This is a genomic window from Streptomyces sp. NPDC097981, from assembly GCF_040302565.1.
Taxonomy (GTDB): Bacteria; Actinomycetota; Actinomycetes; order Streptomycetales; family Streptomycetaceae; genus Streptomyces.
The window spans coordinates 142576-163099 of sequence record NZ_JBEORW010000013.1 but is presented as its reverse complement, the minus strand read 5'-3'; the positions used below and the strand labels follow the sequence as shown (position 1 = coordinate 163099).

General features: G+C 72.1%; 20 protein-coding genes. 3 read left to right on the top strand and 17 right to left on the bottom strand.

Annotation, left to right across the window (positions count from 1 at the left end):
• Positions 1-10: 10 nt before the first annotated feature.
• From ABTY04_RS15745 to ABTY04_RS15725, 5 genes are read right to left on the bottom strand one after another with little or no spacing between them, the layout of a single operon-like run.
• Positions 11-583 carry a hypothetical protein gene (locus ABTY04_RS15745; protein ID WP_352213924.1) on the bottom strand — a complete coding sequence of 191 codons (573 nt, stop codon included), beginning with the start codon at positions 581-583 and terminating at the stop codon, positions 11-13.
• A complete protein-coding gene (locus ABTY04_RS15740) occupies positions 580-2016 on the bottom strand; it encodes an ATP-binding protein (RefSeq protein ID WP_352213923.1) in 1437 nt (478 codons plus the stop codon). Before ABTY04_RS15740 ends, ABTY04_RS15745 begins: the two co-directional genes overlap by 4 nt.
• Positions 2013-2696 carry a response regulator gene (locus ABTY04_RS15735; protein ID WP_352213922.1) on the bottom strand — a complete coding sequence of 228 codons (684 nt, stop codon included), beginning with the start codon at positions 2694-2696 and terminating at the stop codon, positions 2013-2015. Before ABTY04_RS15735 ends, ABTY04_RS15740 begins: the two co-directional genes overlap by 4 nt.
• A 35-nt stretch (positions 2697-2731) precedes the next feature.
• Positions 2732-4405, bottom strand: a complete 1674-nt coding sequence (gene murJ / locus ABTY04_RS15730; protein WP_502996645.1) for a murein biosynthesis integral membrane protein MurJ — start codon at positions 4403-4405, stop codon at positions 2732-2734.
• Positions 4402-5517 carry a lipid II:glycine glycyltransferase FemX gene (locus ABTY04_RS15725; RefSeq protein ID WP_502996647.1) on the bottom strand — a complete coding sequence of 372 codons (1116 nt, stop codon included), beginning with the start codon at positions 5515-5517 and terminating at the stop codon, positions 4402-4404. Before ABTY04_RS15725 ends, murJ begins: the two co-directional genes overlap by 4 nt.
• A 330-nt stretch (positions 5518-5847) precedes the next feature.
• Here ABTY04_RS15725 and ABTY04_RS15720 point away from each other — a divergent pair, with 330 nt between their 5' ends.
• A complete protein-coding gene (locus ABTY04_RS15720; protein ID WP_502996644.1) occupies positions 5848-6993 on the top strand; it encodes a L,D-transpeptidase in 1146 nt (381 codons plus the stop codon).
• 462 nt (positions 6994-7455) lie between these two features.
• Here ABTY04_RS15720 and ABTY04_RS15715 read toward each other — a convergent pair whose 3' ends face one another.
• The 8 genes from ABTY04_RS15715 to ABTY04_RS15680 form a co-directional block, all read right to left on the bottom strand.
• Positions 7456-7896 carry a DUF6278 family protein gene (locus ABTY04_RS15715; RefSeq protein WP_352213920.1) on the bottom strand — a complete coding sequence of 147 codons (441 nt, stop codon included), beginning with the start codon at positions 7894-7896 and terminating at the stop codon, positions 7456-7458.
• Positions 7897-7962: 66 nt separating this feature from the next.
• Positions 7963-8748, bottom strand: coding sequence for an exodeoxyribonuclease III (locus tag ABTY04_RS15710; RefSeq protein WP_352213919.1), 786 nt, complete (start codon positions 8746-8748; stop codon positions 7963-7965).
• 30 nt (positions 8749-8778) lie between these two features.
• Entirely contained in the window at positions 8779-9411 is a 633-nt protein-coding gene (locus ABTY04_RS15705; protein ID WP_352213918.1) for an MBL fold metallo-hydrolase, read from the bottom strand.
• A 54-nt stretch (positions 9412-9465) separates the two neighbouring features.
• Positions 9466-10053 (bottom strand): hypothetical protein, encoded by a 588-nt coding sequence (locus tag ABTY04_RS15700; RefSeq protein ID WP_352213917.1) that lies wholly within the window; start codon positions 10051-10053, stop codon positions 9466-9468.
• On the bottom strand, positions 10050-11246 hold the full coding sequence (locus tag ABTY04_RS15695; RefSeq protein WP_352213916.1) for an ROK family glucokinase: 1197 nt from the start codon (positions 11244-11246) through the stop codon (positions 10050-10052). Before ABTY04_RS15695 ends, ABTY04_RS15700 begins: the two co-directional genes overlap by 4 nt.
• Before the next feature lie 16 nt (positions 11247-11262).
• Positions 11263-12138: an ATP-binding cassette domain-containing protein gene (locus ABTY04_RS15690; protein ID WP_352213915.1), complete on the bottom strand. Its 876-nt coding sequence runs from the start codon at positions 12136-12138 to the stop codon at positions 11263-11265.
• A complete protein-coding gene (locus tag ABTY04_RS15685) occupies positions 12138-13169 on the bottom strand; it encodes an ABC transporter permease (RefSeq protein ID WP_352213914.1) in 1032 nt (343 codons plus the stop codon). Before ABTY04_RS15685 ends, ABTY04_RS15690 begins: the two co-directional genes overlap by 1 nt.
• A complete protein-coding gene (locus ABTY04_RS15680; RefSeq protein ID WP_502996643.1) occupies positions 13166-14176 on the bottom strand; it encodes a sugar ABC transporter substrate-binding protein in 1011 nt (336 codons plus the stop codon). The genes ABTY04_RS15685 and ABTY04_RS15680 overlap by 4 nt, the downstream gene beginning before the upstream one ends.
• 190 nt (positions 14177-14366) lie before the next feature.
• Here ABTY04_RS15680 and ABTY04_RS15675 point away from each other — a divergent pair, with 190 nt between their 5' ends.
• Positions 14367-15371 carry a Gfo/Idh/MocA family protein gene (locus ABTY04_RS15675; RefSeq protein ID WP_352213912.1) on the top strand — a complete coding sequence of 335 codons (1005 nt, stop codon included), beginning with the start codon at positions 14367-14369 and terminating at the stop codon, positions 15369-15371.
• Positions 15372-15425: 54 nt separating this feature from the next.
• Here ABTY04_RS15675 and ABTY04_RS15670 read toward each other — a convergent pair whose 3' ends face one another.
• The 3 genes from ABTY04_RS15670 to ABTY04_RS15660 all read right to left on the bottom strand — a co-directional run bounded on the left by ABTY04_RS15670 (position 15426) and on the right by ABTY04_RS15660 (position 18357).
• A complete protein-coding gene (locus ABTY04_RS15670) occupies positions 15426-16619 on the bottom strand; it encodes a cytochrome P450 family protein (RefSeq protein WP_352213911.1) in 1194 nt (397 codons plus the stop codon).
• A 62-nt stretch (positions 16620-16681) separates the two neighbouring features.
• Positions 16682-17599, bottom strand: a complete 918-nt coding sequence (locus ABTY04_RS15665) for a DMT family transporter (protein WP_352213910.1) — start codon at positions 17597-17599, stop codon at positions 16682-16684.
• 137 nt (positions 17600-17736) lie between these two features.
• Complete coding sequence (locus ABTY04_RS15660) at positions 17737-18357, bottom strand: dihydrofolate reductase family protein (protein ID WP_352213909.1); 621 nt, start codon at positions 18355-18357, stop codon at positions 17737-17739.
• Positions 18358-18530: 173 nt separating this feature from the next.
• On the opposite strand from ABTY04_RS15660, the gene ABTY04_RS15655 reads away from it, so the two are divergent.
• On the top strand, positions 18531-19265 hold the full coding sequence (locus tag ABTY04_RS15655) for an SDR family oxidoreductase (protein WP_352213908.1): 735 nt from the start codon (positions 18531-18533) through the stop codon (positions 19263-19265).
• A 130-nt stretch (positions 19266-19395) separates the two neighbouring features.
• Here the strand turns inward: ABTY04_RS15655 and alc are convergent, their stop codons facing one another.
• Positions 19396-20508, bottom strand: coding sequence for an allantoicase (gene alc, locus ABTY04_RS15650; protein WP_352213947.1), 1113 nt, complete (start codon positions 20506-20508; stop codon positions 19396-19398).
• Positions 20509-20524: the final 16 nt, after the last annotated feature.

Sequence of the window (20524 nt, the reverse complement as noted above, 5' to 3'; positions counted from 1 at the left end):
AAGGGTGCGGTCAGCGGACGGAGACCGGGCACTTCTGCGCGGGAACACTGTCCCCCTTGCCGACGAGGACCACCTTGGCGTCCTCGTCGCGGGGTTCGGCGTGCACGGCGGTGCACACGAGCTGGCTGCGGGCGGTCTCGCCGAGCGTCGACACCGGGAAGGGCAGCCGGACGGTGAGGAGGCCGGCCTGCCGCTCGGTGTCGCCCACCGCGATGTCCGTCGCGGGCAGATCGGTGCCGAGCGAGGCGGCGGCCTCCTTGTTGTTCGGCCCCTTCATGAGCATCATCAGCACGAGCCCGGCCGGGATCTTGTAGGTGCCGGACGTGCCGGAGCCGGAGCCGGGGTCCGCCCCTTCGAACGGACCGGTCCGCAGGACCGGGGTCAGCACGCCGTTGCGGTCGCGGAAGTAGAGCAGCATGGTGCCGCCGTAGGCGGTGATCCGGCCGGGGTCCCCGACCTCGAACACGTCGGTGCCGGTGATGCCGGTGGCGTTCGTGCACCCGGCGAGCAGGAGGCCCGCCAGCGCGGCCGCCGACCCGCGGGTCGCGCGGCGGCGCCACCGCCGCCGTTGCGTGGCGGTCATGCGGCGGCCTCCAGGGGCATCTCGACGGTGAAGAGCGCGCCGCCGCCGGTCCGGTTGTCCGCCCGGACGGCGCCGCCGTGCAGCCGTACGTTCTCCAGGGTGATGGCGAGGCCGAGGCCGCTGCCCGCGGAGCGGGTACGGGCCGCGTCGGCCTTGTAGAAGCGGTCGAAGATGTGCGGGAGCACCTCGGGGTCGATGCCGGGGCCGTCGTCGGCGACCTCGACCACGAGCAGGTCGCCGTCGGCCCGCCGCTCGCCGCGGGCGCTCACCCGCACCGACCCGCCGCCGTGCCGCAGGGCGTTGCCGACCAGGTTGGCGAGGACGACGTCGAAGCGGCGCGGGTCGAGCCGGGCCCGCAGCCCGGAGGGCAGTTCGGTGGCGACCCGGTCCTGCCAGTGCCGGCGCTCCAGGGTCTTGCCGACGAACTCGGCGACATCGACCTCGTCGACGTGGAGTTCGGCGGCGCGGGCGTCGAAGCGGGAGATCTCCATCAGGTCCTCGACGAGCGTGGCGAGCTTGCCGGTCTCGGCGGTGATCAGGCGCAGGGCGGCGGCGGTGTCGGCGTCGAGGTGGACGGCCTCCTCGTCGAGCACCTCGGTGACGGCGAGCATGCCGGCGAGCGGCGTGCGCAGTTCGTGGGAGACGTCGGCGGCGAAGCGGCGGGCGCGGGCCCCGGCCCGGCGCAGTTCCTCGACGGAGTCCTCCAGCGCCGAGGCGGTCTCGTTGAAGGTGCGGGCGAGGTCGGCGAGTTCGTCGGAGCCCTTGACCTCGATCCGGGTGTCCAGCTTGCCGCGGCCGAGGCTGCGCGCGGCGTGGCGCAGCCGGCGGACGGGCTTGAGCACGCTGCGGGCGGCGAGCAGGGCGGGGATCACGGCGATGCCGAGGGCCGGGAGGGCGCCGTCGCGGGCGGCGACCACCATGGCCTCGACGGTCGTCCGCTCGGCGGTCAGGGGCATGACGCCGTAGAAGACGACGCCGCTCGGCTGGGTCCGGGAGTTGTGTTTGAAGGTGGCCGGCATGGCGAACGTCAGGTAGACGTCCTTGCCCTTGCGGACCCGCTGGGCGGCGCCGTTGGCATGGCTGCGTGCCTTGGCGCGCAGTTCGTCGGTGATGACCGTGGAGGTCGGGGAGGCGGCCGAGGAGACCCTGATGTCCCCGTATTCGGCGTAGACCATCCACGGGTGCGGCTGGCTGCGGCGGGCGAGGTCGCCGCAGATGAACTTGAGGTCCTCGGCCGGCGGCGGCAGCGGCAGGGCCGCCTGGCCGACCAGGTTGCGCATGGTGGAGACGGCCGTGTCCTGGCTCTGCTTGAGGATCGCGGTACGGGCCTCGCGGTAGGTCAGCGCCGCCGTGGTCACCGCGCTGATCGCGGCGACGAGCAGGAAGGCCGCGATCAGCCGGGTGCGCAGCCCGAGCGGTGCGATGCGCCTCACAGCGGGCCGAAGCGGTAGCCGAAGCCGCGCACGGTCTGGATGTAGCGGGGGCTGCCGTCGGGATCCTCGACCTTGGTGCGCAGGCGGCGTACGCACGCGTCCACGAGCCGGGCGTCGGCGTGGTAGCTGTGCTCCCACACGTACTCGAGCAGCTGCTGGCGGGAGAAGACCTGCTCGGGCGAGGCCGACAGGTGCAGCAGGAGCTTGATCTCGCTGGGGGCGAGGGGGACGCGCTCGCCGTTCTTGGCGACGGTGAGCCCTGCGCGGTCGATCGCGAGCCCGCCGTGGAACTCGATCCCGGGGCGGCTGCCCGCCGGGGCGCCGAGGCGGCGCAGCACGGCCTTGATGCGGGCCTCGATGACCTCGGTGCGGGCGGGCTTGACGATGTAGTCGTCGGCGCCGGCTTCGAGGCCGACGACCATGTCGAAGTCGTCGCCGCGGGCGGTGAGCATGATGATCGGGACCTGGCTGGTCTCGCGGATGCGGCGGCAGACCTGCACGCCGTTCATCCCGGGCAGCATGAGGTCGAGCAGCACGAGCTCCGGGAGGAAGCTCCCCATCAGCGCGAGGCCCGTCTCACCGGTCTCGGCGGCGCTCACCTCGTGTCCGCGGCGGCGCAGGCCGAGGCCCACCCCCTCCCGGACGGAGGGGTCGTCCTCGATCAGCAGTACGCGTGGCATCGGTCGGTGTCCCAGGGTCGGGGGGCGGTGCTCCGCTAGCGGCCCGTCTTGCGCCGCAGGGAGTCCCGCAGGTCGGTGATCTCGGTCAGGCGCAGCGGCCTGGCGAGAAGGACGACGACGAGGATGATCACGGCGGTTCCCGCCCCGACCGCGGCGAAGTCGCCGAGGCCTGCGGCGGCACGGGCGGACGCGTACCCGGCGCCGGCCGCGGGCACGGCGGCGGCCAGCAGCCGCAGGTGGGTGCCGAGCGCGGTGGCGGTGGGGGCGGCGCCGCGGGCCGGACGCGGGCCGAGGCGCCGGGCGAGGGTGTACGCGGTGACCGCGAGGCCCGCGGACAGTGCGACGGAGTATGCGCCTGCCATGCCGGTGACGGCCCAGCGCGGCGGCAGCAACAGGTAGGCGGCGGCCGAGAGCACGGCGTTCAGGCCGGCGATGACCAGGTTGAGGCAGAACGGGGTGCGGGTGTCGGAGAGGGCGTAGAAGCCGCGCGAGAGGACGTACTGGGCGGAGAAGGCGATCAGGCCGGGTGCGAAGGCGGCGAGCATGCCCGCCATGACGTCGATGTCGGCGGAGCCGGTGCGCCCGTAGCCGAATACGCTGCCCATCACCCAGGGGGCGAGAGCCGCGAAGAGGGCGGCGGCCGGGACGATCAGGGCGGCGCTGGAGCGCAGCGCGTACGACACGTCGCGGCGGACCGCGCCGAGGTCGCCGTCGGCGGCGGCCGTGCTCATCCGGGGCATCAGGGCGGTCACGAGGGAGACGGTGATGATGCCCTGGGGGACGATCCACAGCTGGTAGGCGTTGCTGTAGGCGGTGTACCCGGCGCCGCCGGCGAGTCCGGCCTCCACGGCCTGCCGCCCGGCGGTGGTGGACAGCCGGGTCACGACCCAGTAGCCGATCTGGTTGGTGAAGACGAGCAGGACCGTCCATCCCGCGTTGCGCAGCGGCCGGGCCAGGCCCTGGCCGCGCCAGTCGAAGCGGGGGCGCCAGCGGAAGCGGGCGGCGCGCAGCGACGGGACGAGGGCCAGGGCCTGGACGACGATGCCGGCGGTGGTGCCGAGGCCGAGGTAGCGGGTCTCGGCGGCGGTCAGCCCGTCGCCGCCGTGGGCGAGGAACAGGAACAGCCCGAAGACGCCGATGATGACGAGGTTGTTGAGGACCGGGGTCCACATCATGGCGCCGAACCGGCCGCGGGAGTTCAGCACCTGGCCGAGCAGGGTGAACAGCCCGTAGAAGAGGATCTGCGGCAGGCAGTAGCGGGCCAGCGCGACGGTGGTGCTCGCCTGTGCGCCGCTGTAGGGGGTGTACGCGGCCACGATCAGCGGGGCGGCCAGCACGGCGGCGGCGGTGAGCACCAGGAGGGCCGCCGTGCAGGCGGTCAGCAGCCGGTCGGTGTAGGCGGCCCCGCCGTCCTCGTGCTCCTTGGCGGCCCGGACCAGCTCCGGCACGAAGACGGCGTTGAGGGCGCCGCCGATGAGCAGCATATAGAGGATGTTCGGGACGGTGTTGGAGACGGCGTACGTGTCGCCGAGCAGTCCGGTGCCGAGTGCGGCGACGACGACGGCGGAGCGGACGAACCCGGTGGCGCGGGAGACGATCGAGCCGGCCGCCATGAGCGCGCCGCTGCGCACCACCGAGGTCCTCCCCGGTGCCGGACGGGCCGCGGCGGCGGACGGTCCGGCCGCCGCTCCGGTGTCGGTGGTGGTCACCGGCGGGCCAGGTAGGCCTGGAAGGCCTTGTGCAGCGCCGTGTTGGCGTATCCGTCCATCGGGGTCTCCCACTCGCCGAGCGTCTCGACGACCTGCCCGCCGGTGCCGAGCTTCCAGCGCAGCAGCCCGAAAGAACGTTCGTCGGGGTCAAGGGTGGAGGGTACCCCCCGCATGTCGTATTCGTCCGCTCCGAGGTCGTGGGCGTCGCACATCATGCGCCACTGCAGGGCGTTGCTGGGGCGGACGTCGCGGCGGTGGTCGGCGGAGGCTCCGGTCTGGTACCAGACCCGGTTCCCAGCCACGATCATGGTGTGCGCGGCGAGGATCTCACCTTGGTGGATGCCCAGGTAGAGGCGCATCCGGCCGGGCGCCTCGGCGTTGAGGACCTCGTACTGCTGCTGGTAGTACGCGAGCGAGCGGCCGAGCCGGAATCCGTCGCGCTCCTCGGTGATGCGCAGCAGCCGGTAGAACTCGGGCAGGTCGGCGGCGGTGCCGAGGACCGTCTCCACGCCGGCCTTGGCGGCCTTGCGCACATTGCGCCGCCACTCCTGGTTGAGGCCGGACCACAGCTGGTCGCGGGAGCGGCCGGCGAGCGGTACGCGGAAGACGTGGCGGGGCTGTGCGTCGCCGTCGTCCTCGCCTCCGCAGCGCTTCCAGCCGCGGGTGCGCAGCCGGTCGGCGAGGGCGGCGCCGACCGGGTCGACCTCGGTGGCGAGCACGTCGGAGAGCTGCCGGCCGGGTCCGGTGGCGGCCTTGACGGCGGCGGCGTCCCAGCGGCGGTAGGCGGGCGTGGGGCCGATACGGGCGGCGAAGGCGCCGGCCGCGCGCAGGTGGCGCTTGAGGGGGTCCAGCCACCGGTCGATGCGGGGGTCGGACCAGTCGGCGACGGGGCCTTCGGGGAGGTAGGCGAAGTATTTGCGGGTGCCGGGGAACTGGCGGTAGAGCACCAGCCCCGCACCGGCCATTTTCCCGTCCGGACAGTGCCATCCGACCCATTCCGGGCGCCAGAGGTCCTTTACGGCGGCCCAGGACGGGTACTGGAGAAAGCTTGCATTCCGGTTAGCGGAAAGGAAGGCCTGGTATTCGGGGACGGACAGCGCACGCACACTCAGCTCCTGGTCCGGTGACTGGTGTCGCTGAGCGGGGGTCACGAGCAGTGCACACACGGCGGATCGGCCTTCCTGTACGTCCGGGGAAGCGGAATGCACAGGACTTTCACAGGTGTCCGTGACAGGACCGAGCGGCGATTGTGACCGGACGATGACCGTTTCGCTGCGGTCGACGTCACAACCGGATGCCGGATCTTTTCGGCGGATTGTGCAACCTACAGTCGTGCCGTTCGCATCTCCTTTTGCGGACGATCATTACTTGGAGGGGTTTCGTTGAGCCGCACACGCCGTATCACACGCAGTCGCCACGCCATGCTGGCCGGGACCGCACTCATGGCCGCCGCTCTGACCGCCTGTGGGGGCGGCTCGGGCGGGAGCGGGGACGGCAAGGCGGAGCCGAAGAAGAAGTCGGACATGGCGATAACCGTGAACCTCACGGGCGATCAGGCCAAGCCCGGCGAGCCGGTGAAGGTGTCCCTCGCCGAGGGGAAGCTGTCCTTGGTGAAGGTGTCCGACGGCAAGGGCGGCGAACTGCCCGGCAAGATAGCCGACGACGGCAGGACGTGGGCCTCCGAGCGCAATGCCTCCCCGGGCACGGACTACAAGGTCGAGGCGCAGAACACCGACAGCCAGAGCGCGAGCGCCCAGTTCAAGACGGCTGCCGCGGACAAGGTGAACAAGGTCACGATCAACCCGGGCAAGGGTTCCACGGTGGGCGTCGCCCAGCCGGTGTCGATCGTCTTCGACAACCCGGTGAAGAACAAGGCCGACGTCGAGAAGCACCTGAAGGTCACCACCTCGAACAACACCGAGGGTTCCTGGGGCTGGTTCAAGGACTACACCGGCAACGACCGGGTGGACTGGCGGCCGAAGGATTACTGGAAGTCCGGCACCGACGTCAAGGTCGAGATGAACCTCAACGGGGTGGACTCGGGCCAGGGCGGCGGGATGTTCGTCAAGGACTACAGCACCGATTTCAAGATCGGCAAGGACCGCCGGCTGCAGGTCGACCTCGACGCCAAGAAGATGACGGTGACCGAGGACGGCCAGGCCGTGAAGACGATCCCCGTCTCGGCGGGCACGCCCGGCGGCAAGAAGGCCTCCTGGTCCGGGAAGATGGTGCTGATGACCAAGGAGGGCACCATCCGGATGGACTCCCAGACGGTGGGCCTGGGCGACTCCTACGACAAGATGGTCGACTACTCGATGCGGTTGACCTGGTCGGGCATGTACATCCACGCGGCGCCCTGGAACGAAGCCAACTTCGGCCGGGCCAACGCCAGTTCCGGCTGCGTGGGGATGAGCGACGCCAACGCGAAGGCGCTCTTCGCCATGGCCCAGGTCGGCGACGTGGTCGAGGTGACCGGCGACGGCTCCAAGGGCAAGGCCGACATCGGCAACGGCTACGGCGAGTGGAACCTGTCCTGGGACGAGTGGAAGGCCAAGAGCGCGCTGAGCGGCGCCCCGCAGAACGGCTGATCCGCGCAAGGGCCACCGGCTCGCCCTCGTGACCGACACCGTCGATCCCCTCTGCATCGAGCACAACCCCAACCGGCGCGCAGCTGACCTTCTCCTCGCCGCGCACCGGTCCCTCGTACGTCCCGGTACCTCTGCGCGAGCAGTGATCTGCGACTGCTGCCGGACGGGGCGGCTCTTCGGAGCCGCGGTCGACCGCCCGGCAGCACCGCTTCGGTTCGGCCTCGGTGGCCGCCTGCCGCATGGCCTCCAGCCCCTCGTTGATCATCTGCGGGTCCGGGGCGGAGGCGGATCGACGGCAGTGCGCCGCCCTGCCCACCTGTCGAAACGCCGAGGTCAGCGCAAACTATCCAGCCGCGGAAGAGCGCCTCGCCTCGACACGCCTAAAGACCACATAAAGCCCTCGCGCTGATGAACCATCCCGGCAACCCGGCCTCCGGGGCCCCACCGGGGCGGGTGCGGAGGTCAGCCCTCCGAGGCTTCGGCGTAGGCCTGGGAGAGTTCCGGGGATCCGGTCATCGCCCAGGAGATCCCCGACTCCACCACGTTCAGCTCGCGGCCCGAGGCCAGGCGGATCATCGGCTGGCCGTTGGGCCAGACCTGCCAGGCGGCGCCCAGCTTCGTCCGGACGATCACGGTTCCGAGGTAGAAGCCCGCGTCGTTGCCGAGCCACGGCACGACGTCGGGGTCCCGGCGCCAGCGGGGCATCAGCTGGTCGAGCGCCTCCAACGAGGCCGGGGTCCCGTCGAGTTCCAGGCCGGCCGCCCGCGCTTGGACGCGCAGCACCTCGCATTCCGAGAACAACTCGTTGACGCTCCCGGGGTCGTCCGCGAGGGCGGCGGCGAGTCCCGCACCCCGTTCCATTTCGTGCCTGTTCAGCCAGTTGTCCAGGAAGGGGATGTTCATACCGCCCAGCGTGGCACCAGGATCCCGCGCTGGCCACAGGGCGCGCGGGATCCGTCCCCGGCCCCGCTACGCGTCCAGCGCCAGGTCCACGACCACCGGAGCGTGGTCCGAGGCGCCCTTGCCCTTGCGCTCCTCGCGGTCGACGTAGGCGTCGGTGACGGCCTTGGCGAAGGGCTCGTTCCCGTAGACCAGGTCGATGCGCATACCCCGGTTCTTGGGGAAGGCGAGCTGGCGGTAGTCCCAGTACGTGTACGGCCGGTCGTACTTGAGGGGGCGCGGCACGACGTCGCCGAGGCCCGCGGCACGCAGTGCCTCCAGGGCGGTGCGCTCGGCGGGGGTGACGTGGGTCAGGCCCTCGAAGACCGCCGGGTCGTAGACGTCCTCGTCGGTGGGGGCCACGTTGAAGTCGCCGAGCACGGCGAACGGGCGCGGGCCGGCCGCGTCTTCGGCGACGGCGGCGGTCAGCGAGCGGAACCAGTCCAGCTTGTACCCGTAGTGGTCGTGCTCGACCTCGCGGCCGTTCGGCACGTACACCGACCACAGGCGCACCCCGCCGCAGGTGGCGGAAATCGCCCGGGGCTCCTGGACACCCTCGTAGTCGGGGCCGCCCGGCAGGCCCGTGACCACGTCCTCCAGGCCGACCCTGGAGATCAGGGCCACGCCGTTCCACCTGCCGGTGGCGTTGACGGCCGACTCGTAACCCAGCTCGCGCAGCTCGGCGTGCGGGAACTGCTCCGCGGAGCACTTGGTCTCCTGGATGCACACGACATCGGTGCCGGAGCTCTCCAGCCAGGCCAGCAGGCGGGGCAGCCGGGCGGTGATCGAGTTGACGTTGAACGTGGCAATACGCATGTCCACCAACCTACCGCCCGGCACCGACAGTCACAGTTCGGCGGCGTCCCCGGCGGCGAGCCGCCCGTGGTCGGTGCCGCCCAGGGCGTCCAGCGCGTGGTCGTAGATCGGCCGGGCGATGTCGGAGAGGTAGGCGTCGTGGATGTCGATGGCCCGGCGCGGCTTGACCTCGCGCAGGTAGTCGATCACCTCGGCGACCTTGTTCCAGGGGGCGTGCACCGGGAGCATCAGCGTGTCCACGGGCACCTCGGGCACGGTCAGCGCGTCACCCGGGTGGAAGAGCGAGCCCTCCACGAGGTAGCCGACATTGGTGACCCGCGGAATGTCCGGGTGGACCACGGCGTGCAGCTCGCCGTGCACCTGGACCTCGAATCCGGCGGCGCTGAAGGCGTCCCCGTGGCCGACGGTGTGCACCCGGCCCGGATAGGCCGGGGCCAGCCGCTGCGCGACGCTGCGCAGCGTCCAGAGCGCGGCCTCCGGATTCGCGTCGAGGGCGGCCCGCAGCCGGCCCTCGTCGAAGTGGTCGGGGTGCTCGTGCGTGACGAGCAGGGCGTCCGCCCCGAGCCCCGCGTCGGGCTCGCTGAAGGCGCCCGGGTCGATGACGAGCACACGCCCGTCCTTCTCCAGTTGGACACAGGAGTGCAGCCGCTTGGTGAGCTTCATGATCCCAGGCTAGCCGCGGCCCGGGGCGGTCCGGCACCGCGCGGGCGGGGCCGGCTACGGGATCGCCGTGGACACCACGTAGACCCTGGGCTTGGCCGGGTCGGTGAGGTCGACCGTGACGTCCCGGGTGGGGCGGGGGTTCGGCTGCTCCAGGGTGGTGCCGTACCAGGTGTTGTGCGGGCCCCAGCTCCAGCCCGCGACCGCGGCGTCGTGCGCCCCGATGGAGACCTCGGGGGTCAGCTCGGCCCGGCTGGTGCCGATCTCGGCGAGGAAGGCGTCGAAGTCGGCGGGGGTGACGGCGAACTGGACGTACAGCCGGCTGGTGCGCCAGTTGTTGGTCTCCAGGAACCCGACCCGCCAGGCCTTCGGCGGGATCGGCACCTCGTAGATGCTGCGCTGCACCTTGGAGGGCCAGCCGGGACGCACCTTGGTCGCACCGACCTTGGCGGCCTTGTCGCGGCCGCTCTCGCGGCTCTGCTGCGCGGATACGGCGAGGTAGCCCGCGGGGACGCCGACCAGCAGCAGGATGATGATCGCCGTGATCCAGCGGCGCCGGACGACGTGCCGGCGGTCCTCCGCCGGGAGCGGAGTGCCGCCTTCGTCGGGGGCGGGCGCCTGGCGGGGTACGGAGGGCGGCGTCACTGCGTGCCCCCGTCCTGGGCGTCCGCCGCCTTGGGATCCGCGGCGGCCGCGGCGTCGCGCCGGCCCAGCTGCTGCGCGTAGCGCTCGTACCGTTCGTACCGCTCGACGCGTCGGCGCGTGGCGCGCCGGAAGCGGCGGGCGACGAGCCGGGCCAGGTCTGCGGCCCCGACCATGCCGGCCTCGGGGCCGAGCTGGGCCTTGGCGATACGGGCCTCGGGCCGGTAGCCGCGGCCGGTGAGGTGGCGTCGGAAGGCGTCCCGGGCGGGGCCGATCAGCAGGTCGTCGGCGGCGCTGACGCCGCCGCCGATGACGAAGCAGGAGGGGTCGAGGGCGGCGGCGAGGTTGGCGATGCCGACGCCGAGCCACTGGCCGATGTCCTGGAGGAGCTCGACGCACATGGCGTCGCCCTCGCGGGCCAGCTCGGTGATGAGCGGCCCGGTGATCTCCGAGACGTTGCCGCCGACCCTGGCGATGATGTTGTACGCGACCGGGGAGTCGGCCGCGGCCAGCTCGCGGGCCTCGCGGACCAGGGCGTTGCCGGAGCTGTACTGCTCCCAGCAGCCGCGGTTGCCGCACGGGCAGCGGTGGCCGCCCGGTACGACCTGCATGTGGCCGAACTCGCCGGCGACCCCGAAGCGGCCGCGCTTGACCTGGCCGCCTTCGAGGATCGCGCCGCCGATGCCGGTGCCGAGCGTGATCATGACGAGGTGGTCCTCGCCGCGGCCGGCGCCGAAGCGCCACTCCGCCCAGGCCGCAGTGTTGGCGTCGTTGTCCACCATGACCGGGACCGCGAGCCGGGACTGCAGCGCGTCGCGCAGCGGCTCGTCGCGCCAGGCCAGGTGGGGTGCGAACAGGACGCGGGAGCGGTCGGCGTCGACCCAGCCGGCCGCGCCGATGCCCACGGCGTGGACGTCGTGCCGGTCGGACAGGTCGAGCACGAGCTCGACGATGGTGTCCTCGACGACCTTGGGGCTCTTGGACTTGTCGGGGGTCTCGGTGCGGATCTTCTCCAGGATGACCCCGTCGGCGTCGACGACGCCGGCCATCACCTTGGTGCCGCCGATGTCGATGCCGACGGTCGGGACGCGCGGGGCGGTCAGGTGCGACCGGCGCTCACGGGTCCCGATGGTCCGCAGGACGGTGCCCCGCGCCGACCCCCGGTGGGTGAGCGTGAAGTCCCGGTACGTGCTCATCGAGTCGTGTCGTCCCTCAGGGTGCGGTGGTGCCGGACGCCGGATCGGCTGCTCCGGACGGGTGGTCCGGTCCTGATTCTGCCACCCGCTCCAGTTCGTGGCTCAGTTCGTCCAGCTCGGAGCCGCCCGCCATCTGCCGGGTGAGCTCGTCCAGGGTGATCGAGTCTCGGGTGTGGCTGCCGGCCATGGTGCCGCGCTTGAGCAGCACGAACCGGTCCCCGACCAGGTGGGCGTGGTGCGGGTTGTGGGTGATCAGGACCACGCCGAGGCCTTCGTCACGAGCCGCGGCGACGTACTTGAGGACCACGCCGGACTGCTTCACGCCGAGGGCGGCGGTCGGCTCGTCGAGGACGAGGACCTTCGCGCCGAAGTACACGGCGCGGGCGATGGCCACGCACTGCCGCTCGCCGCCGGACAGGGTGCCGATCGGCTGGTCGACGTCGCGCAGGTCGATGCCCATGCGCAGCAGCTCGGCGCGGGTGGTCTCGCGCATGAGGTCCACGTCGAGGCGGCGGAAGGCCCCGCGGCCCCGGGTGGGCTCGGAGCCGAGGAAGAAGTTCCGCCAGACGGGCATGAGCGGGACGACGGCCAGGTCCTGGTGGACGGTGGCGATGCCGTGGTCGAGGGCGGCGCGCGGGTTGGCGAGCGCGGCCTCCTCCCCCTCGATCTCGAAGCTGCCGGCGTCGTGCCGGTGCAGCCCTGCGATGATCTTGATGAGGGTGGACTTGCCGGCGCCGTTGTCGCCGAGGACGCAGGTGATCTCGCCGGCGTGGACCTCCAGGGAGACCTCTTGGAGCGCGCGGATGTTGCCATAGTACTTGCTGACGTCGGTCATCTTCACGAGCGGCGCGGGGGTCTTCCCGGGCGCGGCCGCGGACACGGTCTCGGTCATCACTTCGCCTCCGCCCGCTTGCGGACCCATGCGTTGAGCAGCGTGGCCAGCAGGAGCATCGCGCCGAGGAAGAACTTGAACCAGTCCGGGTTCCACTGCGCGTACACGATGCCGTTGCTGGTCATGCCGAAGATGAAGGCGCCGACCGCCGAGCCGATGGCGGAGCCGTAGCCGCCGGTCATCAGGCAGCCGCCGATGACGGCCGCGATGATGTACAGGAACTCGTTGCCCACGCCCTCGCCCGACTGGACCACGTCGAACGAGAAGAGGATGTGCTGCCCGGAGATCCAGGCGCACAGGGCGACGCCCATGTAGAGGCCGATGCGGGTCTTGACGACCGGGACGCCGGTCGCGCGGGCCGCGTCCGCCCCGCCGCCGACCGCGAAGATCCAGTTTCCGGCCCGGGTGCGCAGCAGGATCCAGGTGGCGACGGCGACCAGGGCCAGCCACCACAGGACGGTGACCTTGAGCGTGACCGAGCCGATGGTCCACTGCGAGGCGAAGAGCGCGCGGGCGGAGGAGAAGCCCTCCATGTCGGCGATGCTCTTGGTCGAGACGGAGCCGCTGATCAGCTTGGTGAATCCGAGGTTCAGGCCGGTCAGCATCAGGAAGGTGCCGAGCGTGATGATGAAGCTCGGCAGCTTCGTGCGGGTCAGCATGAACCCGTTGAAGAAGCCGATGGCCAGGGTGACCAGCAGGGACACCCCGACGCCCACCCACACGTTGGCGGTCATCTGGTAGCTGAACATCGAGCTGACCAGCGCCGAGGTGGTGACCATGACACCGGCGGAGAGGTCGAACTCGCCGCCGATCATCAGCAGGGCCACCGGAGCCGCCATGATCCCGATGGTGGAGGCCGAGTACAGGATCGTGCTCAGGCTGGAGGCCTGCAGGAAGCTGGGGGCGGCGAAGGAGAAGAAGACGAAGAGGGCGGCCGCGCCGACGACCGCGCCCAGCTCGGGGCGGCCGAGCAGCTTGCGGACGAGGGAGGTGTGGGCGAGCCGCTCGTCCACGGCCGTTGCCGTGCTCATCGGCTGCCCCGCTTGATGAACTCCTCCAGCTTGCCCGCCTCGGCGGCCGTCACGATCTGCGGTCCGGTGAGCACCGGACGGCCGCCGCCGAGCACGTTCGCGTTGTAGCGGTACAGCCAGAGCAGGTCGATGGCCTCGTAGCCCTGGAGGTAGGGCTGCTGGTCGACGGCGAAGCCGAGGGCACCGGACTTCAGGTCGCGGGCGACGGAGTCGTTGAGGTCGAAGGTGTCGACCTCGGCCTTGCTGCCCGCCGCGTCCTTGGCCTTGACCGCGGTCGGGGCGAAGGGGGCGCCGAGCGTGACGATCGCGTCGACGGACGGGTCCGCCTGGAGCTTCGCCTGGACGGCCGCCTGGACGGAGGGCATGTTGGTGCCCTCGACGTACAGGTTCTCCAGGCTCCCGCCGAAGGTCTTCTTCGCTCCGGCGCACCGCTGCTCGTGGCCCACGTTGCCCTGCTCGTGCAGGACGCAGACGGCCTTCTTCTTCCCGCGCTTGGTCAGCTCGGTGCCGACCGCCTCGCCGGCGATCTGCTCGTCCTGGCCGATGTGGGTGAGAGCGCCGTACTCGGCGGACTGCGCGGATCCGGAGTTGACCGTGATCACCGGGATGCCGGCCTTGACGGCCTTGCCGATGACGTCCTTGAGCGCCTCGGGCTTGGCCAGGCTCACCACGATCCCGTCGACCTTCTGGTCGATGGCGTTCTGCACGAACTGGGCCTGCTGCTGCGCCTGGTCGTCGTGGGCGTAGACGAAGTTGATGTTGTCCTTCGCCGCGGCCTCCCTGGCGCCCTTCTGGACGATGTCCCAGAAGGTGTCGCCGTCGCCCGCGTGCGTCACCATCGCGAAGGTCCAGCGCGGGGTGGACACGGCGGGCCGGCCCGCCTGGGCGGCCTTCGCCCGCTCCTCGGCACGCTTGCCGCCCGTACTGCTGCAGCCCACGAGGGAGGCTCCCAGTACCGCCGCGAGCACGGCGCCCACGACCCGTACCCCTGTCCGAACCCTAGCCACGTCTGCGCGCCCTTCCCTCGTCTTGCATGGTGCTGTTGTCAAAGCGGTCATTCGGTTCCAGCCGCTCAGTATCCGTCACAGTGGTTGATCTGTGGTCATCGGGTGCTTCGAGGCCATCCGGGCCAACCGCGCCATTGATGAACTCTCCGGGCAGATTGACAGCTCCCCCGGAGGGGGTCAGGTTGAGGACATGCGCATCGGGCTGATCGGAACGGGCCGGATCGGCTCCTTCCACGCGGCGGCACTGGCCCGCCACCCGGACGCCGGCTCGCTGCTGCTCGCCGACGTCGATTCCGCGCGGGCGGCGCGGCTCGCCGACCGGCTGGGAGCCACCGCCGCGCCCTCCGTGGAGCAGGTCTTCACCTGGGGTGTGGACGCCGTGGTCGTGGCCTGCGCCACCGACGGGCACGCGGAGCTGGTCCTGCGGGCGGTACGGGGCGGACTGCCGGTGTTCTGCGAGAAACCCCTGGCCGCGGATCTCACCCGGACGCTGGCCGTGCTGCGCGAGGTGACCGCCGCGGACGGGGTGCTCCAGCTGGGCTTCATGCGCCGCTTCGACGCGGGCTGCCGCACCGCGCGGGAGCTGGTGCGCTCCGGAGCCCTGGGCCGGCTGCACACCGTACGGACGATGACCGCCGATCCGGCGCCGCCGCCGGCCGCGTACCTGGCGACGTCCGGGGGCCTGTACCGGGACTGCCTGGTGCACGACTTCGACATGGTCCGCTGGGTGACCGGCCGCGAGGTGACGGAGGTCTACGCGGCCGGATCCGACGCGGGGCCGGCGATGTTCCGGGAGGCGGGCGACGTGGACACCGCCGTCGCCGTCCTCACCCTCGACGACGGGACCCTGGCCACCTGTACGGGCACCCGGTGCAACGGCGCCGGGTACGACGTGCGGATGGAGCTGGCCGGGGAGCTCGACCAGGTCTCCTCCGGGCTGGACGACCGTACGCCGATCGCCTCGACCGAACCGCACGGCCCGCCCCCGGCGAGCAAGCCGTGGGCCGGGTTCCTGGAGCGGTTCGCCCCCGCGTACGAGGCGGAGCTGGCGGCCTTCGTCCGGCTGGTGCGCGGCGAGGGCCCCAACCCGTGCGACGGCAGGGAGGCGCTGGCCGCGCTGCGGATCGCGGAGGCGTGCGAGGTGTCGCGAAGGGAGCGGCGACCGGTCCGGATGGCGGAGCTGCCGGACCTGTGAGGGCCGCCGGGGCTCCTGCGGGCCCGGCGGCGATGCGTGATCGGCCACAGGCGGCTACCAGCGCACCGGCAGTCGGGTCACGCCCCGGATCAGACTGCCCCCGATCCAGCTCGGCGGATCCCCGGCCGGGTCCTCGGCCAGGTCCGGGAAGCGCTCCAGCAGGCCGCGGAACGCGATGGCGCCCTCCATCCGGGCGAGCGGGGCGCCGATGCAGAAGTGGAGTCCGTGCCCGAAGGCGAGGTGGCCCTGGGGGGCGCGCCGGATGTCGAAGGCGTCGGGGTTCTCGTACCGGCCGGGGTCCCGGTCCGCGCCGGCCAGGGAGATGAGGACGGTGGCTCCGGCCGGGACGGCGGTGCCGCCGATCTCCATGTCCTCGCGGGCGTAGCGGTAGGTGCTGTTCTGCACCGGGCCGTCGTAGCGGAGCATCTCCTCGATCGCGCCGTCGAGCAGGCCGTCGTAGTCGGCGCGCAGGTCGGCCAGCTGGTCCGGGTGGGCCAGCAGGGCGCGGGTGCCGTTGGAGATGAGGTTGACGGTGGTCTCGTGGCCGGCGATCAGCAGCAGGAAGGCCATGCCGATGAGCTCCGTCGCCGACAGCGCGTCGCCGTCCTCGTCACTGGTCCGGATGAGGGCACTGAGCAGGTCCTCCCCGGGATCCTTGGCCTTGGCATCGACGAGCTCCGCGAGATACTCGCTGAGCGTCTGGTGCGCGGTGGTGCTCGGAGTGACGGAGGTGGGCGCGAGGACCTCCTTGGACCAGTAGCTGAAACGCTCCCGGTCCAGGTGGGGGACGCCGAGGAGTTCCCCGATGACGGTGATGGGCAGCGGGAAGGCGAGCGCCTTGACCAGGTCGGCGGAGCGCTCCGGGCGGGCGGCCATCCCGTCGAGGAGTTCGTCGGTGATCTGCTGGACGCGGGGGCGCATGGCCTGCACGCGGCGGGTGGTGAACTCGCGGGCGACCAGGCGGCGCAGCCGGGTGTGCTGAGGCGGGTCGGTCTCCAGCATGTTGCTGTTGGCCGCGGTGGCCGCGATGCCCGGCAGGACTGCGCTGCTCCTCCAGTCCTTCGACAGACCCGGGTGGTTCAGGGCCTGCCGGGCCTCTTCGTAGCCGACAACCAGCAGTGTGGGTGCGTACTCGGAGGCCGAGACCTCGACGTGGTGCACCGGTCCCGCAGCCCGCAGCCGGGCGTAGTAGGAGTAGGGGTCTGCGTGGAAGTCCGTGTCGTTCACGCTGATGTCTGGTTGCGGCATGCAATCACATTAATGTCGCACTTCCGTGCTGGGCCCGGCGTTTTCCGGTCACTCGTGCAAGGTCATCCGGCCATGGCGCGGCGGCCCCAGGCGGTGCCGCCGAGGACGAGTGCCGCACCCGCGCATCCGGCCGGGCCGAGGTGTTCGCCGCCGACGGCGATGCCGGCGGCGGCCGCCCACAGCGGTTCGGTGCCGAGCAGCAGGCTGACGCGGGAGGGCGAGGAGCGGCGCACCGCCCACATCTGCACGAAGAAGGCGAAGAGCGTGCAGAAGACGGAGAGGAAGGCGAGTCCCGCCCATTCGGCGGGGCCGAAGGCCGCGGCGGCGGCCCACGGGCTGTCGCCCGTGCCGGGCACGGCGGCCAGTACGGCGAACACGAGCACGGCGCCGCCGAGCTGCACGGTGGTCAGCGACAGTGCGTCGGCGCCCTGGACTGCCTTGATCCGGGCCATCAGCAGCACGTGCAGGGTCCGGGCGAGGGCCGCGCCGAGGATGAGCAGGTCACCGAGGCCGGGGACGGTGAACCCGGCGCCCTGGGTGAGCAGGACGACGCCGGCGACGGAGCACGCGGCGGCCGCGACGAAGGTGCCCGAGGGGGCCTTGCGCCGCACGGCGGCCTCGGCGAGCGGCGTGAAGATCATGGTCAGGCTGATGATCAGCCCGGCGTTGGTGGCGGAGGTGTGGACGACCCCGTAGGTCTCCAGAAGGAAGATCCCGCCGAGTACGAGCCCCAGCGCTCCCGCGCCGCACAGCTGCCCGGCGGTGAGCGCCCGCAGCCGCCGCCACCCGGCGACGGCGAGCACGGGCAGCACGAGCGCGAAGCGCAGGACGAGAACCGCGATCACGGTGTGGGCCGTGGTGATGCCCTTGGCGGCGAGATAGCTGCCGCCCCAGACGACGGCGACGGCCAGGACGGGCAGATCCGCGAGCCAGGCCCGGCGGGGCGCGGCGGTGCGTTCGAGGAGGACGGACGAGCTCACCAGGGACTCTCCAGCGGCATGAAGCGGGTGGAGACTCCGGCGGCTCCCACGGGCGCGGCTCAAGGTACCGGAGCCGATCACGGCGGTCGACCGATTTCACCGGGGCCCGCCCCGGGCCCCGGCCGGCGGTCACGGCGTCAGAGGAAGGTGCCGAACGTGGCGCGGCCCGTCGGCCGGTAGGTGAGGATGGCCGCGCCGTTCGGCGTCGTGCGCGAGGCGGTCAGCTCGCAGGCCGTCGGCAGCCCGCCCGTCGGGAACAGCCGGCGCCCGGCCCCCAGGAAGACGGGGAACACCAGCAGGTTCAGCTCGTCCACGAGATCCCGTGCCAGCAGCCACTGGGCCAGCGCCCCGCTGCCGTGGACCTGGAGCTCCCGGGTCCCCTCCAGCGCGTCCTTGACGCGGACGATCTCGCTCTGGAGCTGCTCCCCGTCGATGACGGTGGTGCCGGCCCAGGACGGTTCGCTGAGCGTGGCGGAGGCCACGTACTTCGGCAGGCCGTTCAGCCGGCTCGCGATCGGGTCGGTGGGGTCGGTCTTGTTCGGCCAGTACCCGGCGAAGATCTCGTACGTCCGGCGCCCGAGCAGGAAGGCGCCGGCCCGGTCGAACAGCTCGGTGGTGAACGCCCCCAGGCCCTCGTCGGCGAACGGGACCAGCCAGCCGCCGTACGCGAAACCGCCGCTGGGGTCCTCCTCGGGTCCGCCGGGGGCCTGCATCACGCCGTCGAGGGTCAGGAAGGTGGTGAGGGTCAGCTTGCCCATGGCTCTGCGCTCCTTGCGTCCGGTGTCCGCTGCACTCGTTCAGACTCCCGTCCGCCCGCGGACTCATCGGGGCGGCGCGCACGAACGCGACGTCCGATTCCCGCCAGCGCTCGCCCCTGCTCCTCCGTTTCATTGAACCCGCAACGACTTGTCGGGCGAGTGAGGGAGAAACCATGGACAACGGCAGGGTGGCACTGGTGACCGGCGGCAGCCGGGGAATCGGGGCGGCCACCGCACTGCGGCTGGCGCAGGACGGCGTCGACGTCGCGCTGACGTACGTCGCCGGCGCGGAGGCCGCCGCTGCGGTCGCCGGCAGGATCGAGGCGCTCGGCCGGCGCGCCCTCGCGGTCCGGGCCGACGTCGGCGACCCGGCGCAGGCGGCCGCCGCGGTGGAGGAGACCGTACGGGGCCTGGGGCGGATCGACGTGCTCGTCAACAACGCCGGCATCGGCGTACTCGGGCCGCTGGAGGCCCTGACCCTGGCCGATGTGGACCGGGTGCTGGCGGTCAACGTGCGCGGCGCGTTCCTGACCGCGCAGGCCGCGGCCGCGCGGATGGGCTCCGGCGGCCGGATCGTCACGATCGGCAGCTGCATGGCCCAGCGGGTCCCCGGGCCGGGCGGCACCCTGTACGCGATGAGCAAGTCGGCGCTGACCGGCCTGACGAAGGCGCTGGCCCGGGAGCTCGGCGGGCGCGGCATCACCGCGAACCTCGTGCACCCCGGCCCGGTGGACACCGGCATGAACCCGGCGGACGGGCCCCACGCCGCCCCGCAGCGCGCGCTGACGGCCCTCGGGCGCTTCGGCACCGCGCAGGAGGTGGCGGCCCTGGTGTCCTTCCTCGCGGGCCCGGACGGCTCCTATGCGACGGGCGCCGAGTTCACGGTGGACGGCGGCCACGCGGCGTAGCCTCCGGGACCGCGTGCGGACCCGGAGGCGGGGCTCCCGCGACCCCGCACCGCGGCCGCGGTGCGGTGCGCCACATCAGGCCGTGCGGGCCCCGGGGGTGTCGGCCCCCGGGGCGGTCACACGGCCTGCGTCAGCCGCCCAGCTCCTGGTGACGGGCGGTCAGCGCGGCCTCGCCGGCCTCCGTCAGCGAGCCGTACAGGCGCAGGCGGGAGAAACCGCCGTCCGGGAAGATGTCGATCCGGACGTGGGTGCCGACCGCCGGGGCGTCGAGCACGAAGCGGTGGTTGGTGTCGGGCTGGAGGCGGGTGCGCGGCAGGAACTCCGTCCACTCGCCCTCGTCGCCGGACTTGACGGACAGCGAGGCCCAGCCGGCCGAGTTGCCCTTGAGGTACGCGGTGTCGATCTCGACGGCGCGGATCTCGGAGTCGGCCACCAGCTGGTAGCGGATCCAGTCGTTGCCGTTGTCGCGGCGGCGGGCGGTCTCCCAGCCGTCGTCCATCTTGCGGGAGCGGCCCGGGTTGATGGTGTTGGTCGGCGGGGAGTAGAAGCGGTTGGAGGCGTCCTGGACGGAGCCGCCGTTCTCCAGGGCGACGACGTCGAAGGTGCCGAGCGCGGCGAGCCACTTCGGGTCGGGGCGGACCTCGCCGTAGACGCGCAGGCGGGCGATGCCGCCGTCCGGGTGCTGGTTCAGGCGCAGGTGCGTGAAGCGCTGCTCGACGTCGACCTCGAAGCCGTTGGCCGCGTGGCCGCCGACGGGCGTGCGCGGTACGAGGGTCGTCCACTTCACGTCGTCGGAGAGGAGCTCCTCCGCGGTCGGCGAGCCCTCGACGGAGGCGCCCTCCACCGAGACGGCCTGCGGCATGTTGCCGCGGAAGTGGGCGGTGTCGACGACGATGCCCCGGATGACGCCGGGGGCGCCGAGGCGGATCAGTGCCCAGTCGTGGTCCTCGGCGGTCGGCCAGGGCTGCCCGGCCGAGACGCCGCGGCGGCGGCGGGTCTCCCAGCCGTCCATGACCTTGCCCTTGTGGCCGAAGTGCTCGGGGTCGAAGTGGGCGGCCTCTTCGACGAGCAGGTTCTCGCGCTGGGCGAAGAACTCGTCGTTGGCGGCGAGGACACCGGCGCCGAGCTGACGCGCGGCGAGGTTCGCGTGCTGGGTGAACGGGAAGTCCGCGGTGCGGTAGTCGGCGTACGGGTCGCCGCCTCCGTACGGGTTCGCGTTGCCGGTGAAGGAAGCCAAAGGAATCGAAGGCTGCGCCACT

Excerpts from the sequence above, each read along its gene's own strand:
- ABTY04_RS15710 (WP_352213919.1), bottom strand. The coding sequence starts at position 8,748 with ATGCGTATTGCCACGTTCAACGTCAACTCGATCACCGCCCGGCTGCCC.
- ABTY04_RS15720 (WP_502996644.1), top strand. The coding sequence starts at position 5,848 with ATGGCCGCCGCTCTGACCGCCTGTGGGGGCGGCTCGGGCGGGAGCGGG.
- ABTY04_RS15690 (WP_352213915.1), bottom strand. The coding sequence starts at position 12,138 with ATGACCGAGACCGTGTCCGCGGCCGCGCCCGGGAAGACCCCCGCGCCG.
- ABTY04_RS15745 (WP_352213924.1), bottom strand. The coding sequence starts at position 583 with ATGACCGCCACGCAACGGCGGCGGTGGCGCCGCCGCGCGACCCGCGGG.
- ABTY04_RS15660 (WP_352213909.1), bottom strand. The coding sequence starts at position 18,357 with ATGGGCAAGCTGACCCTCACCACCTTCCTGACCCTCGACGGCGTGATG.
- ABTY04_RS15685 (WP_352213914.1), bottom strand. The coding sequence starts at position 13,169 with ATGAGCACGGCAACGGCCGTGGACGAGCGGCTCGCCCACACCTCCCTC.
- ABTY04_RS15655 (WP_352213908.1), top strand. The coding sequence starts at position 18,531 with ATGGACAACGGCAGGGTGGCACTGGTGACCGGCGGCAGCCGGGGAATC.
- ABTY04_RS15715 (WP_352213920.1), bottom strand. The coding sequence starts at position 7,896 with ATGAACATCCCCTTCCTGGACAACTGGCTGAACAGGCACGAAATGGAA.
- ABTY04_RS15695 (WP_352213916.1), bottom strand. The coding sequence starts at position 11,246 with ATGAGCACGTACCGGGACTTCACGCTCACCCACCGGGGGTCGGCGCGG.
- ABTY04_RS15705 (WP_352213918.1), bottom strand. The coding sequence starts at position 9,411 with ATGAAGCTCACCAAGCGGCTGCACTCCTGTGTCCAACTGGAGAAGGAC.
- ABTY04_RS15735 (WP_352213922.1), bottom strand. The coding sequence starts at position 2,696 with ATGCCACGCGTACTGCTGATCGAGGACGACCCCTCCGTCCGGGAGGGG.
- ABTY04_RS15675 (WP_352213912.1), top strand. The coding sequence starts at position 14,367 with ATGCGCATCGGGCTGATCGGAACGGGCCGGATCGGCTCCTTCCACGCG.
- ABTY04_RS15670 (WP_352213911.1), bottom strand. The coding sequence starts at position 16,619 with ATGCCGCAACCAGACATCAGCGTGAACGACACGGACTTCCACGCAGAC.